The 13,099-nt window shown below is 57.3% G+C and carries 23 protein-coding genes and 1 pseudogene; all 24 read right to left on the reverse strand.

What is annotated here, in order from left to right; translation table 11 throughout:
* Position 1 precedes the first annotated feature (1 nt).
* Entirely contained in the window at positions 2 to 220 is a 219-nt protein-coding gene (locus tag P3T25_RS18930; RefSeq protein ID WP_429358658.1) for a hypothetical protein, read from the reverse strand.
* Between the two features lie 29 nt (positions 221 to 249).
* Positions 250 to 378, reverse strand: a pseudogene (locus P3T25_RS18935) (DUF7673 family protein); the annotation flags it as partial.
* 393 nt (positions 379 to 771) lie between these two features.
* A complete protein-coding gene (locus tag P3T25_RS18940) occupies positions 772 to 1,035 on the reverse strand; it encodes a hypothetical protein (protein WP_429358659.1) in 264 nt (87 codons plus the stop codon).
* 97 nt (positions 1,036 to 1,132) lie between these two features.
* On the reverse strand, positions 1,133 to 1,615 hold the full coding sequence (locus tag P3T25_RS18945) for a hypothetical protein (protein ID WP_429358660.1): 483 nt from the start codon (positions 1,613 to 1,615) through the stop codon (positions 1,133 to 1,135).
* Between the two features lie 18 nt (positions 1,616 to 1,633).
* Positions 1,634 to 1,915 carry a hypothetical protein gene (locus P3T25_RS18950; protein ID WP_429358661.1) on the reverse strand — a complete coding sequence of 94 codons (282 nt, stop codon included), beginning with the start codon at positions 1,913 to 1,915 and terminating at the stop codon, positions 1,634 to 1,636.
* A gap of 35 nt (positions 1,916 to 1,950) precedes the next feature.
* Positions 1,951 to 2,376, reverse strand: a complete 426-nt coding sequence (locus P3T25_RS18955) for a hypothetical protein (protein ID WP_429358662.1) — start codon at positions 2,374 to 2,376, stop codon at positions 1,951 to 1,953.
* A gap of 74 nt (positions 2,377 to 2,450) precedes the next feature.
* Complete coding sequence (locus P3T25_RS18960) at positions 2,451 to 2,663, reverse strand: hypothetical protein (RefSeq protein ID WP_429358663.1); 213 nt, start codon at positions 2,661 to 2,663, stop codon at positions 2,451 to 2,453.
* A gap of 142 nt (positions 2,664 to 2,805) precedes the next feature.
* A protein-coding gene (locus tag P3T25_RS18965; RefSeq protein ID WP_429358664.1) for an IS5 family transposase occupies positions 2,806 to 3,623 on the reverse strand; the annotation gives its coding sequence in 2 pieces (ribosomal slippage) (positions 2,806 to 3,275 and positions 3,275 to 3,623; 819 coding nt in all).
* Between the two features lie 187 nt (positions 3,624 to 3,810).
* Entirely contained in the window at positions 3,811 to 4,134 is a 324-nt protein-coding gene (locus tag P3T25_RS18970) for a hypothetical protein (protein ID WP_429358665.1), read from the reverse strand.
* Between the two features lie 80 nt (positions 4,135 to 4,214).
* Entirely contained in the window at positions 4,215 to 5,012 is a 798-nt protein-coding gene (locus tag P3T25_RS18975) for an AbiJ-NTD4 domain-containing protein (RefSeq protein WP_429358666.1), read from the reverse strand.
* 12 nt (positions 5,013 to 5,024) lie between these two features.
* Entirely contained in the window at positions 5,025 to 5,834 is an 810-nt protein-coding gene (locus tag P3T25_RS18980; protein WP_429358667.1) for a TIGR02391 family protein, read from the reverse strand.
* Between the two features lie 29 nt (positions 5,835 to 5,863).
* Positions 5,864 to 6,328 carry a hypothetical protein gene (locus tag P3T25_RS18985; protein WP_429358668.1) on the reverse strand — a complete coding sequence of 155 codons (465 nt, stop codon included), beginning with the start codon at positions 6,326 to 6,328 and terminating at the stop codon, positions 5,864 to 5,866.
* Positions 6,329 to 6,490: 162 nt separating this feature from the next.
* Positions 6,491 to 7,000: a hypothetical protein gene (locus tag P3T25_RS18990; RefSeq protein ID WP_429358669.1), complete on the reverse strand. Its 510-nt coding sequence runs from the start codon at positions 6,998 to 7,000 to the stop codon at positions 6,491 to 6,493.
* Between the two features lie 182 nt (positions 7,001 to 7,182).
* Positions 7,183 to 7,392, reverse strand: coding sequence for a hypothetical protein (locus P3T25_RS18995; protein ID WP_429358670.1), 210 nt, complete (start codon positions 7,390 to 7,392; stop codon positions 7,183 to 7,185).
* A 314-nt stretch (positions 7,393 to 7,706) separates the two neighbouring features.
* Positions 7,707 to 8,141, reverse strand: a complete 435-nt coding sequence (locus tag P3T25_RS19000; protein WP_429358671.1) for a hypothetical protein — start codon at positions 8,139 to 8,141, stop codon at positions 7,707 to 7,709.
* Positions 8,142 to 8,263: 122 nt separating this feature from the next.
* Positions 8,264 to 8,581 (reverse strand): hypothetical protein, encoded by a 318-nt coding sequence (locus P3T25_RS19005; protein WP_429358672.1) that lies wholly within the window; start codon positions 8,579 to 8,581, stop codon positions 8,264 to 8,266.
* 383 nt (positions 8,582 to 8,964) lie between these two features.
* A complete protein-coding gene (locus P3T25_RS19010) occupies positions 8,965 to 9,303 on the reverse strand; it encodes a hypothetical protein (RefSeq protein WP_429358673.1) in 339 nt (112 codons plus the stop codon).
* 83 nt (positions 9,304 to 9,386) lie between these two features.
* The gene (locus P3T25_RS19015) at positions 9,387 to 9,608 is read right to left on the reverse strand and encodes a ClpX C4-type zinc finger protein (protein WP_429358674.1); all 222 of its coding nucleotides are present in this window, start codon (positions 9,606 to 9,608) and stop codon (positions 9,387 to 9,389) included.
* Between the two features lie 62 nt (positions 9,609 to 9,670).
* A complete protein-coding gene (locus P3T25_RS19020; protein WP_429358675.1) occupies positions 9,671 to 10,120 on the reverse strand; it encodes a hypothetical protein in 450 nt (149 codons plus the stop codon).
* Between the two features lie 3 nt (positions 10,121 to 10,123).
* Positions 10,124 to 10,624, reverse strand: coding sequence for a hypothetical protein (locus P3T25_RS19025; protein ID WP_429358676.1), 501 nt, complete (start codon positions 10,622 to 10,624; stop codon positions 10,124 to 10,126).
* A gap of 25 nt (positions 10,625 to 10,649) precedes the next feature.
* Positions 10,650 to 11,078 carry a surface-adhesin E family protein gene (locus tag P3T25_RS19030; protein WP_429358677.1) on the reverse strand — a complete coding sequence of 143 codons (429 nt, stop codon included), beginning with the start codon at positions 11,076 to 11,078 and terminating at the stop codon, positions 10,650 to 10,652.
* Positions 11,079 to 11,095: 17 nt separating this feature from the next.
* Positions 11,096 to 11,482, reverse strand: a complete 387-nt coding sequence (locus P3T25_RS19035) for a hypothetical protein (RefSeq protein WP_429358678.1) — start codon at positions 11,480 to 11,482, stop codon at positions 11,096 to 11,098.
* 176 nt (positions 11,483 to 11,658) lie between these two features.
* Positions 11,659 to 12,354, reverse strand: coding sequence for a hypothetical protein (locus P3T25_RS19040; RefSeq protein ID WP_429358679.1), 696 nt, complete (start codon positions 12,352 to 12,354; stop codon positions 11,659 to 11,661).
* Between the two features lie 64 nt (positions 12,355 to 12,418).
* Positions 12,419 to 12,928 (reverse strand): hypothetical protein, encoded by a 510-nt coding sequence (locus P3T25_RS19045; RefSeq protein WP_429358680.1) that lies wholly within the window; start codon positions 12,926 to 12,928, stop codon positions 12,419 to 12,421.
* Positions 12,929 to 13,099: the final 171 nt, after the last annotated feature.

The raw sequence follows: 13,099 nt of genomic DNA on the forward strand, positions 1-13,099 counted from the left end.
GTCAAACGATCTTGATCGCTCCTTGCTCCACCAGACTGTCGAAATCGGCGACTGTAAAGTCAGCATTCGACCTGGTGAAGTCGGAGATATAGAATCTGACATCAACACGCAACCGGTCCTGAAGCTTCTTCTGCGCATCGCGCTCTGCAGCGCGAACCTCCCGCAGGAGGTCCCGTACGCGCGCCGCTTCGGCAGGCGAAAAACTGCTCTTTCCCTTCATGCCATCTCCAGTCTACCTTTCCTACTCCATCCGCAGTTCGCCGCGTTCCACCACGCCAGGAGAAAGTCCGCGACACGACGACTCTGGCCCGTGTCACGCTGGGCGTGCCCAAGGAGCCGCTCCAATGCTGCGCGCTCCAGTTCCGTCATTTTTTCCACATCAACTCCATTTCCGTAATCTCGACGCGCTACTTTTGGTCAATCTCAACCCGCTGATTGGGTTCCGCTTTGAACTCAGGGCGCTTTAGCATCGGGTCCCCGGCCTTGAGGCAATAAAACTCAATTTCTGCTTCTCCACAGCCACCATGCAGAGCGCATTCACTCGATTGCTCATGTTGGAGAAGTATCTCTCTGCCTTGCGACGAGCAATATGCGTTTGCCTCCTGCAATGCCTGTCCCTTCGCAGAAGCAGGGCCGCCCAATGGCACGCGCGTGGAAATCGTGTAGGTATCCGGTCCGATCTTGATCGGACCAGTGTCGGTGCATCCAGTCAGCAGCCACGCTAGGCTGCACAATATAAGAGCTTTTGCGAGCACGTTTGTTTTCCTTGGCTCAAATCTTGATGCTAAGCGGCGAGCCTTTTGGGCCAGACGCTCGATGCGCGCTTTGATAATCGCCGTACACTCCTTCAAAACGATGGACGTCCATCGTCCTGTCATAGGTCTGCGCGATATACACGAACTCGGGGTCCGTCTGCGCACCAACTACCTTGACTTCAATCACCCTAGCTCCCGGCCGAGCATCAGGTTGAGCCCGATGAACACCAGCGTACTGGTCCCCGCCCATTGCGTCATCAATAACAACGAATACTTTCATGATTTGTTCCCGTTTTCCTGTCTCTTATGCCGACTGATGGTCACATTCGGAAACGGGTCCGCGAATCACACTGCGGCAACCCGATAGCTCGCCTTTTTTATGGCTTCCCTTTGTAGGTCAAATGCGACAACGCATCTTCGAATTCTGCTGCCAGCGTCTGCGATTTTTGCGTGAACGCTTCCATCTCACCGAGCGACTTGACCTGCGAAGGGTCTGTGACCTTCTCGATCTCATGCACGAACTCACGCGCATCGAAGTCGATCCATGTGTTAAAGGGATTGTGCGCAAACAGGTTGCGTTCTTCCGCTAGGTCGCTGATCGCTTTTACGCACTTGTACGCAAGCTGCTTCATCGACTCAGAACCATCCGCGCGCGCGATCAATTGCTTGATGACTCGGATACGGACAGGGATCGACTGATCGGCCATCAGCACGTCAAGCGTGTCGCTGGACAGCTTCTTCATGTAGCGATAGGTGGCCCGCTCGACGAGAGCGAACGCCCAAATCGCTTCGCCAAGTTTCTGCGCAAGCTCACGGTTCTGCGCCATCCAACCATCGTAGCGAACGCTCTCGTCATCCATCTTGTCTTTTCCGATTCGTTAGTTGGCAGACGCTGCGCGCCCACCCAACTCGGCTAGCTTCTCGATGACCTTCGCCCGCGGCTGGCCAAGAACGACCGTTCCAGCGCAATCGGCGCGGCCACCTGAAAGCCTCATGATGTATGAATCACGGCGCGAGAACAGCGCCAAAGGGTCACGCTCGATGGTCGCCGACGAGCCATCAACGAAAGTCACGATAATTCGTTCACCCTCACTGTCAGGCGTCACGTCGCGCACCCCTGGCATAGCAGTCAGGTCGGTGCCAACCTCAATCATGCGCATATCTGCTTTTCCTCGGTATGTCAGGCCGCCGCTAATTACTCTGCGCCTGGCGCTTCCTTGTCCAGTTCGTTGTAGCCCTCGGCGGGGTCATCGCCGATCACATCCTCAAATTCGAGCGATTCGGGGAAGACGTCGAGCGCCGCCTCGGTTAATTCCTCGGCCAACGCGCTGATCGAAGCGATCCATTCCTTCGTCGCGATCCCCTTGTCGCCGCTCTGCCAGTTCGCCGACCTATCATCGAATTCATCTTCAAGCTCGCGATGCACGTCGTCGAGCATGCCCCGCGCCGCATCGACCTTTTCGTTATATGCGTCCACGTCTAGTTCCAGCTTCGCACGTGCAGCAGCAACCGCCTCATTGAACACACGCACAGACTCTTCCAACGTGCTCCGCTGCGCCGTCAGTTCACCGAACGCTGCATCGATGCGCTTCTGATCGGCGGCTTTGATCTTGAACGCCATGTTTGTCCTCTTTCGTGATACCCGGGTCCTGCTGCTGGGCCGCGTCGTTTAACTCAGGATCGCCAAGGCTTTTCCTATGCCGGCACACCGCATTCGGCGCACAGGATTTGCGGATCGCCCGACTTGTCCATGTCCGAACCAACGATGAAGCCATCCGAAACGGATTCGAGCCTACGGCCATTGCCGCTATACACCGTGGGACGATCCCATTCCGACCAATGCGCTGTCCCGCTTCTGCCGCACACAATGCACTTGAGACTGACGCGGTAGTGGTCCCTAGTTCCCATGTCGCTCTTTTCCTGTTTTCCAATCCGTTAAGCCCAAGGTTTGTACCGATCGTACATCGCCTCATATCCGGCGCCACACTGGGAACAGTACTTCGCCGTACCTACGAGGTGCGTTCCGCACGCCGCGCACTTAGAGGTGGTTTCAAAATGCCTGAGCAGATCGTTGAAGAGTATTCCAGCAGATCATGCAGGCAGCGAGTTTGAGGAAGGCTTCATGGATCGTCGCCAGTTGCTCGTAGCGGATTCGAAGATGGTGGAAGTTATGGAACCATGCATGTGTGCGTTCGACTACCCAACGGTACTTTCCAAGGCCAGATCCGTGGACGGTGCGCCGCTTCGCGAGAATCGGGTTAATGCCGCGATCGCGCAACCTCTGCCTGTGTGGTTCGGAGTCGTATCCACGGTCAGCGTAGACGACCTGTGGCTTTTGCAAGGGTCGCCCGCGAATGCCACGAATAGCTGGGATCGCGTCTATGAGCGGCAACAGTTGGGTGATGTCGTGGCGATTGGCCCCCGTGAGGATGATCGAGAGAGGCACCCCGTTCGCATCGGTGGCGACATGGTGTTTGGATCCCGGTCGCGCACGATCTACGGGGTTTGGCCCGGTTTTTGGCCCGCCCCAATCGCGCGAACAGAGGATGAATCGACGATGACTCGCGAAAGATCGATCTGGCCAGCGCCGCGAAGCTCGGCCAGCAGCAGCTCGTGCAATCGGTCCCATACGCCGGCTTGTTGCCAGTCGCGTAACCGGCGCCAACACGTCACGCCGGAGCCGCAACCCATTTCGGCAGGCAGATCGCGCCAGCGCAGTCCCGTACGTAACACGAACACAATGCCGTTCAAAGCCGCGCGATCGGGTACTGGCTTTCGGCCCGGATACTTCTCGCGTCGAGCCTTCGGCTGCGGGAGTAAATGTTCGATTCTTTTCCACAATTCGTCGTCAATGATTGGCTTGTCCATGCCCTCGATCTCATCGTTACGATGCTCAAGGTTAACAGGATGCCCATGGAGTTAACAGCCCCTACAACGTCCTTTTGAAACCACCTCTTAGTGACCTCGATCGTTCGCATGTTTCCCCCTATGTCCGATCCTTGATGCGGCCTGCGAGCACTACATCGCGCGTCTGCGCGAGTGTCGCCTTTTCCGGTCAATCAGCAGACTTTTCAATCTGATGCTGGCTGTAGGTCCAGCCGTAATCGTATTGATCCTTCGGCAACTCGCTTACCTGCAACGCCTTATGCGCCGCAGTCAAGGACAAGCGAAGCCAGCCAGCTGAGTGCGCCGCACGAGCCAAACCGAGTTCTCTGCGCTCCCACGGTCCAAGGTCGGCATCTGTGTTCATCGCGGCAATCTCGCATCGCTCGATCAGCCCAGCAACGAGAGCGCGATGTTCGTCTTCGATCCTGCCTTCATACGCCGCGAGTACGTCGAACGCATGCTGGATTGCATCGTAGAGTGCTTCGTGTTCCATCGCTTCTCCTTGCGCCGGCTGCACCGGCATTTCCTATTGTTTCCGGATTGCACCGAGCAACCGCCCTTCGTTGCAGGTACTTACCGGCCGAGCTTCGCCAGATAGGCGCCGATTGCCGCTGCGAGACCAACGATCAGCTCTGCCTCCTCGGCGGTAGGTTCCCGTCCTTCGACGAGGTGGCGCCCGCGTTCCGAAGTAAAGCCCCATATCTTCTCAACCGCGACGTCGAGGGGTTTCGGCATGAGATCGCGATTCGCCTTGATCACGTCGCCGAGTGTCGCAGTGCTGCCGGTGACTTCACGTGCGATGCACTCCAGCGATGCCATCGCGTGCTGGATAGCTCCGGTGCGATCCGGCTCGGGTCGTCGCGAAAGGTCAACAATGGCCTGGTGCAACTCGTTTGCAGCAGTCCGATGGCCGTGCTCGGACACATCTGACTGCGCGTGTTTCACGCCTGTCTCGAACCCTTCTGGCCCGCGATAACGTAGGCCCTCGACCTGCAACTCCCAGCCGATGCCGCGCTCGACAAAATAGGCGTTCAGCTCGCGCAGGAAGTCCTCGGCACCATCGGAACGATGACCGCGCTCCAAAGCGCTGTAGATCGCCTCCGCAACGTCGTACACCTTGAACCAGGGTGCGTCATCCAGCAGCTCGCGCACTTCCCGATCAATGTTGGGAAACTCGGACCAGTTGTTGGAGTCCGGACGAACACGCAGCGCGCGGCATGCGATGTCCCGTAACGGGCCCGGTCTCAATCCGCATTCGTAGGCAAGGTCGACGAGCACGCCCCGAAACTCGTGGGGCGCATCTTCCCGAACTGAAATTGGCGCGGGAGTGGATGTGGCGCCGTAGCCGAACCGTCTGGAAAACGATGTCATCGCGTGCTTCTCCTATACCCTCGCCGGCATCACGGCCGCGTCCAACCGGCGATGAATCAGCGAAGCCAGGGTCAGCAGATCCTCGGCGTCGCTACGGGCCATGTCCCAGAGCATCCTGGGCGCGTGTGCCGTGGTGTTCCGGAACATCCCGAACATCCCTTTTACCAGTTGGGCAAAGCCCCGCTGCTCGCTCAGCTGGCTTTCGTCGGCCAGCGCGTTAATCGCCAACATGGGAGGATTGCCGCCAAGCGCACGGTCGACCAACACCGCACCGTCATCCGTTAGGCCCGTCCTGTCGCGAAGCTTCGCAGCGACGCTTTTTGTCGCCTCCAGCACCGCGTGGAAATAGTTGTCCCCAACGAGCTCTGCGCGGCAAAACGCCAGTACGTCCGGATGCACGCCTCGAGTCGCAAGATCTGCCCTCAGGTCGTTCGCCCTGCGGATCGCATCGGGGAGTGTCGACGCGCGTTCGCTCGATACGAGTTCGCCGCGTTCTTCGATCTGGAGCCCGGCGAACACGAGCCCACGGTTGAGGTTCGCCCGCATGGGTTCGAATCGCTCCGGGCTGCGTGCATATCGCTCGGGCTTCATCGCGAACCGGACGAAGGCGAGAATATGCTTGCGATGCCCAAGTTGATTCTGTGAGTTGACAAACGCGTTAAGGAGACGCTTGCGTTTCGTGATGCCGGGGTCGGCGTCATCGATCCTGGCATTGGCAAGCAGCAACCCAATCTCGGTCCCCGTCAGTCCGTCGGTGGTATCGCCGAGGGCGTCGGCGATCGCCTGGATCTGGTTCAATGAGAACGTCAAATTGTCGTTCACGCCGATGTCCTTTTCCGATTATTGATGCGTCATCCAGCTACATGGTTCCAGGAGCGATACTTCCAAGGTGCTACCGATTCGAGCGATGTAACCTTGGGCCGAGCCATTCCATCCGTCCCATGCTCTTCGCGAAACAGCCTCGAGAGCTTCCGCTCAAACAGCGGCAACCGTTCCTCGGGAATGAAAACCCACGGGCGCACCGGCCAATCAGAACATACATGGAGGTCGCGGACCAGTGCCTGGCACAAGGCTCCCCAGTGCTCATTCCACGCCCCAAGTCTCTTCGTGAGATCTGCAAGGGTCACGGAGTACGTGATCTCGCAAAGCAACACGGCCTTGTCCCTCAAATTGATTGCCACGGCGTCGCAATACCAGTGCGGACCGGACGTGTCAGGATTGTCGCCCGGGTTGAGCTGAATGCAGCACTCGGTATTCACGAACATCGCGCGATCGGCCCTCAGATAGTCGGTCACGATCCCTTGGTAGAAGTCCATTCGTTCCCTCCGCCACGTCGGCCAATACAGGCCGGCTTTTCCTACTTGCTCGGCTTCGCTGGCTTGACTGCAGGCATTGGGGGTGGTTTGTGATTCACCGGCGGAAGGTTGGCTCCCTTCTCATCATTTCTCGGTGGCGGGGTGGGTATCGTGGGCTTTTGGCTATTCGTCATCGTCATCACCATAGTGGTGTCTCAAATACTGGTCGGCACGTTGCTCTGCTTTTTCAAGCAACGCCGGGTTGTCAGGCAAGCCTCCAAGAGGGAAATGTGCCTTGAGAGTCTTCGCAGTTTTGGTCTGAAGATCGACTCGCGCTTTGCTTATTTCCGCTTCGGTCAGCGTCCCATCGGCGATCTCACACCATTTTGCCTCGGCCCAATTTTGATGTAACCGATACTCGTGCGCGCAGGCGGAAGAGGCTCGAACACGCGCGGAAAATGGCAGGAACCGACTCGTCGCCCCAATGAGATGCGTGACGACGATAATGCCGCTCCAGAGTAACGGGAACTGTTTGAACACCGCCCAAATGCCGAGGCTCCCGGTCGAGGTCACCGCGAGGGCTGCGTTCGTTCGACGCTCGAGAAGCACGGAGCGTTGGGAATATCCCTCGAGAAAATAGCCATGAGACACAAGTTCATACAGGGCTCGCCAGAATCTTTGTTGTGGATTCACCGTCGGCCTCGTCGATCACTTCGTTGGCTTCGGCGGCTTAACGACCGGCATCGGTGGCGGACGTCGAAGCACGGGCGGCAACGAATCATCGACGACGCCGCGAGGGATATTCGGTCGCTGAACAGGTTTGTCATTCACAGGTGTGTACTCCTCAACGTGTAGATGCTTTTCCGCTGTCTCGGCTAATCGATCATGCCGTGATACTGACCGACGGCAACCACAGCATCCACAAACCGCTTTGCAGTGGCTCGATCCATAATGACGGTCTTGCCGTCGACGATCAGGTAAATGCTGTCCTCTTTATAGAACGAGGAGCGACCTAGCTCAACGTCGAGCTTTGCCTTGTCGCCTTGATCGCGAATCGTCTCTTCAAAGTACATCGTTGTTGCCATTACTTCCTCCTGTCCTCGTTGTCCTGTTGGCACGAGCGACCAGCGCGAGCGCTTTTCCTATCCGCGAGGCAGCCAGCCTTTTGCGTTACGTGCCGGCAAGACAGCGCTCGCAGCCCTCAGTTTGGCCGTCACCTTTTCCTCAAGGTGAGGTGCCCAACCATCCCAGTTTGCTTCCCAGCAAGTCATGCACACGGTGATGCCGTACAACGGAATGTGCTTCCCATCATAACGATGGAGGCCGAACTGGAAGCTTCCGCCGCAGGTGTCGCAGCGGCGCATGAGTGTGTCGGTTGCCATGGGTGCCTTTTCCGGTGCTACGTCGTTGCCTTAACGAGACGGCCTGCGCGATGCCACAGTTCTACGGCATCGCTTACCCAATTCGGCACAGATTCGATACCTCCACCCGCGCCGTGGGCCATCTCCCAATGCGAGACAAAAGGCCCGATACCGAACACTGCGCCAGCGTCCGCGAGAACGTTCCCCGCTTCGTCAGCAACGCTATATACGTGTTTCAACGCAGGGTGCGCGCTGATGTCTTCGATCTTATCGATCGGCAACACTGATACGAACAGAGAGTGCTGCTTCGGACATTCGGAGTGGCCACACAGGAAGGCAACTGAGAAGTCCGGTACCCAATCGCCAACTGGTGCCGGGTTAGTCCTCCATGACCAACCGGCGAGGTCGAAGAAGCCGGCCCATTGAGCGAGTAGTGTGGTCTTGAATTCCAATCCGTTGTAGTGGCTGGCCATGCTTATACCTCTGTGTGATTTTGCGTTGGTGTTCCCAAGCTACCAGTGCTTGCGCCTACGAAGCTTTTCCTTGATGTTCTCGCATGCGAGAACGGCTGTTCCGGTGTTTTGACCACAGTAGATCACTGGACAATGACCAGAATGTCATAGACCTTGCCATTGTCGTCAACACAGATTCCGCCGCCTCCGTGACTCTGCCCCCGCATGTCACAACGAAGACCATGCCCGTTGCCGTCTGACAGTATCGCCTTGGCAAACCTGTCGCCTTCGGACGCAAAAGTGCCGAATCCGGCACCGGTCCCCCCTTTGTTGGTGGCCGCATACGCGCTTGCGAACCCGAAGGTTTCGTTTGAACCGACTCTCACGATCGGGCCGCTAAACACTGCTCCATCGATCGTGACGGAGATGGTGCCGCTACCCATGCCGTTGCTCTTCATCACGCCGGAGTACGTTTTGCCCGAGTCTCGCGGCATCAGTACTACCTGTCCCGTGCAAGCTGTCAGGAACAGGCTCGCCGCTATCGCATATAGGCCAGCTCTTCCGGTTGCCCGGCCGACTACCGATCCGTGTTGATGCCTGTCACGTTGTTTGACGAGGGCTTTTATGTGAGATTTTCCGATTTCAAGAATGCAGGGCGCAGACACCGAAGACGATCCCGGCCACGAAAACGACCGCCCAAGCTTTCATTGGGCCTTGCTCCGTGCCATCAGTCTTCCCAGCTCGAAACAGCGCGAGCGAATATGCGATAAACGCAATTGCACCTATAGTTCCCTGCATCCCCGTCTCCTTTGTTTGCCGCGACCGTGGGCGTGACTTTTCCGAGCTATTGACAATATTGCTGATCGGCTTGCTCTGCGGCTCCGCATTCACGGGTGGCATCCACCGGGTCGGGATCCGCGTACTCCTTGGAGCACACCCGTTTTACGCGCTCAACAATCGCTTGGCATCGCCTCTGCGCAAGTACTGCGTCTCGTTTTCGAACACAGTCGGCATGTTCTGGCGTACCACGAACGAAACCATCCGCGTCGCACTGTTGCTTCAACCAGTCGAGTGACTCTAGCGCTTGCGCCGCTTCCAGCCGCTGCCTTTCCGAAGCGGTCGGCGCCTGCGCGTGAGACGCAATTGCTGGCGCGAGCAGCAGCACGGGAATCCATCGTTTCATGTTCTTCTTCTCCAGTGTCGGTTTGCTGAGTCGTCCGGGTTTTCCCGTGATCTATTCTGCGAGGCCGTAGTTCAGCCCGTACCTCATCGCCTCCCGATGGCCTTGGCCGCCCACTCTTTGGCGGCGTTCACTATCTTCGGCATGCGCTCCGTTTTCTGCGCGCGGCGCTCGGCGACGATCTCACCACACGCATCTATGCATTCATCGCATATCGTCGCATCCGCAATGCCCCGGACGAGTAATTTGGCAACGTGCTGGCTGTTTCCGCAATAGTCGCAAAGCAACACATCATTGGCGCTTTTCATCGTGTCCTTTGCTTTTCATTGGATCGTCTCGATAGTTTGACGTACCAACCAGCCCAAAGCAATCAGGCCGAGTCCAGCGCGTTCAAGGCCGCCCGATACCCGTCATGCGGGTAACTTGGCCAGTCGGATGGCATACAGAAGCCGTCGTGTTTCTCAAGGCAAGCAAACCGAGCGTGCCATCCGGTTCCGCGTGTGAAGATCGAGCCGGAAAGCCCAGTCCCATGGAACTGGTCGTAGGTGATGTCGATCAGGAGGTCGCCCACCTCAAACCAGGCATGCGAGTAGTCGTCGGGGAGCTTCGGATGCTCACTTCCGCAGACATACACCCCGTCGTAGCGCAGTTGTTCCTTCAGCAAGCGCCCGAGAACTTCAGACGCAGGGCCACATGCCCCTCGTGGGAAACCAGCGAACATCGAGCCGCCAACGCCCTCTAGGCCGTGAAGGCCGCGCCGGCACGCAATAGCGATCTTCTCAATGGCGACACGATCAACCATGCCTGGCTTTTCCGTCATGTCTCACTCAAGCAGTTCGAGGTTCAAGAGATCTGCCTTCCAATCCTGGATCGTCTTCGTCCACTCCGCGACCTGATCGTTGTGCTCCTTCGCTGCTTGCTGACTTCCCTGTCGCTTTCGCCATGTGTATTCTGCAACGAACCAGTACCAGACGGCAGCCGCGAGCAGGGCTGAGAATACTCCCGAACCAAATCGGTACCCAAGTGCGGACACAAATAGCGTCGAGGCGACTGCAAATGCGCCGTTCGGTTCCTGCGAGCTAATAGGCGTCGCGCTCGGCTCGTTAAATGAAATGTTCGCTTCGAGCAACTTGATAGCTCGGTCGCGATACTCGCCGCGGATACCACTATCCTCGATACGCTCAGCCACCTGCACAAAGTTGAGTCGCTCCATTTCGCGCTCAGAGAGTCCGAGTAACGGTTTAACGTTGGCGTCGAAATACTCATTGAACGCCTTGCGCGCCCTTGCTAGGATCTCGTACGTCGTACCACCTTTTTTATCCATTGCCGTGCCATTCCCGTCTCTTTTCCTACTCGTTGTGAGGGTGCGCCGCCGTCTTCTTCAGAAGGGCACAGACCGCCGATACCACAGTTTCGGCGGTGGTGTCGGGAACCGTCGCCTCCATTGGCTCCGGTGTGTCCGACGACACTAAGACCGCGCCCGAACTGTCGTATGCGATGCTGCGCAACAACGAAAACTTCTGGCTATCGCAATCAACCTCATACTGAGCCATTAACCGTGCCACGTTCTTTCCGGCATATATGCTAGGCGGATTGAATTGTGTGCGCGCCCACACCTTGCCGATACCGCCTGGCACGTCCAAGTCTACTGACTCAGCGTCCAAGGCAAGCTGGGTTTTGCCGTCATGTCCAACGTTGACCCATTCGGCTGCGCCTGCACTTCCCGCAGTGCTGGCAATCAACGCGCAAACGCACGCGGTATTTCGTAAGGTCCCCATGCTTTTCCGTGTAGTCGTCAGCTATGGTTCTGGCAAACGGGACAAGTCCACTGGCCGAAGTGCGCGTGTATGCCGACGGAGCGAGGCAGGCGAATCTTCTTCCCCGACGTTTCGTAGCAACGGGCGCAGTAAGGGCCATCTCCGCCGAACTTGTATCCCCCAGACATCATCTCCGGTTCTTCGCGCGACCGCGATTCGAGTTTTAATGCTAGTTCGGTGTTCTTTTGGGTCAGGGCTGCAATCTGCTCCTTCAGCCCGGCCGCTTCCACCTTGGCATCAGCTAGTTCGCTTTGCAGGTCGGCAAGTAGCATCTTAATTTCTGCATCCTTGACCTTCTCGTTGAGCGTGCGCAGCTGCTTGGCTATTTCTAGCGCTACCTGAAGCGACGAAACAATATCTGCCATCACATTCCCTAAATTGTTGAGTGGTTGCCGTGCCGCTGCTTTACGAACGTCTGTATGTCCTTGTAGCTCGCCATGTCGCGCTCGCCTTGCTCCGCTTTCCGATCTGATGGACCGCGTCGTTGATTCTCTGCCAGCGGTAGTTTTTGGTCGTCATTGCCGACACCTGTTCCTTTCCGTTAGGAAACCAGATAGTCATCCGGGTCGGCATATAGGGCGTCTGTCAGCCGCTCTCGCTCAGCCCGTATCGCTGCCCTCGATCCTTCTTCGCTAAATCCAGGCGCGCCGAAAGTCGTATCATGCAGGTAAGCAAAGATTCCCGCATGATTGATCTCCGACACGGACCGCGCTTGTCGAATACTCGCCCACAGGTATCGCTGCTCTTGCTCCTTGAAAAGCCGAATAGCTGAGACCGTACCGCGTTCGCCAGCGAAAAACAGTGCAAGTGAGACGAGAAGAGCAATCCCAAGTCCGAACCAATTATGTGCTATCGCCAATCCCACTGCGGAGGCGAGGACGAGCGCAAGCAGTACCGATATTCCCTTCGCGAGCCACAGCTTGCGGTGGCCGCGTCGTTGCAGGTCAATCTGTTCGGAGCTGTTTCGCAATTCGTTCAGCACATCGAGAAACTCGTATGTAAGCCTTGCTGAAGTCCTATCTTTCGCCTTCAGGGCTTTGAGCCATTGAATCGTCTGCTCTAAGTGGTCTTCCGGGAGTTCGCTAGCGTGACCGTAAATGGACGCGGCGACGTCAGCCAAACCGCACAAGGAGCGTGGAAGTCCGACACTAGGTCGGCCGACCTCGTCGAGAAGCGGCAGATTGTTGCCGGAAGAAACATGGAAAAAGTCCTCCGGTTTCATAGGTTCGTCAAGCATTCCAAGCCCCCCAGTTGGCGTATGCACGCGTCTCCACCTTGTTTTCCTTGGTGTTGCTTGTCGTTCACTTGTAGTCGCCGAAGCGCACCGCCAACGAGTGATAGCCGACGATCGGGGCGATCGCTTGGTGTAGTCGGACTGCAAGCGCCTCGACGATTGCCCACGAGGGAAACTGTTTGTACCCCGTCCGGATATATCTCAGTTCGTGCCCTCGACTGAGTTCTACCAACATCCCCAAGGCCTGTCTGTCTCTCTCGTCCTCCGCGAAGTGATCTAGGAGACGGAGTTCCTTCGCTTTGCGATAGCACGCGTGCAGATCATGCCCATACTGCCTCGAAAGGTCTCGAGCGCCAATGCCAGTATGCCGAAGATAGGCTTTGAGTGTCAGCTCGATCCCATGCGCCGCAAGAAAATATGCTGGTATGGGCGATACAAACTCAAATCCTGGTCTCTTGCCGTGGTGCGTGTCGACAAGTCGCGCCGCGTCTATGTATTCGTAGGCGTAGCGCGCCAAGCCGGTTGCCGTCGTGCGCTCATCGTCGCGCGCCTGCGCCGCTTCCTTTGTGGACGTCATACATACGTTTTCCGTTGTTAGCGAAGCCAGCCGAAACGCCGCATGGCTTTCTCGATTGCAGGCCGCCACTGTGGCGGGCAAGGCTTCACTCTCTCACTAGTTCGTTTGCGTCTTAACGGCAGGCCGTTGAGTTCCTTCACGTGCGCGATTCAGCAGCTTTGCGCGACCACA

The organism is Paraburkholderia sp. GAS32 (assembly GCF_050434225.1).
GTDB classification, from domain to species: domain Bacteria; phylum Pseudomonadota; class Gammaproteobacteria; order Burkholderiales; family Burkholderiaceae; genus Paraburkholderia; species Paraburkholderia madseniana.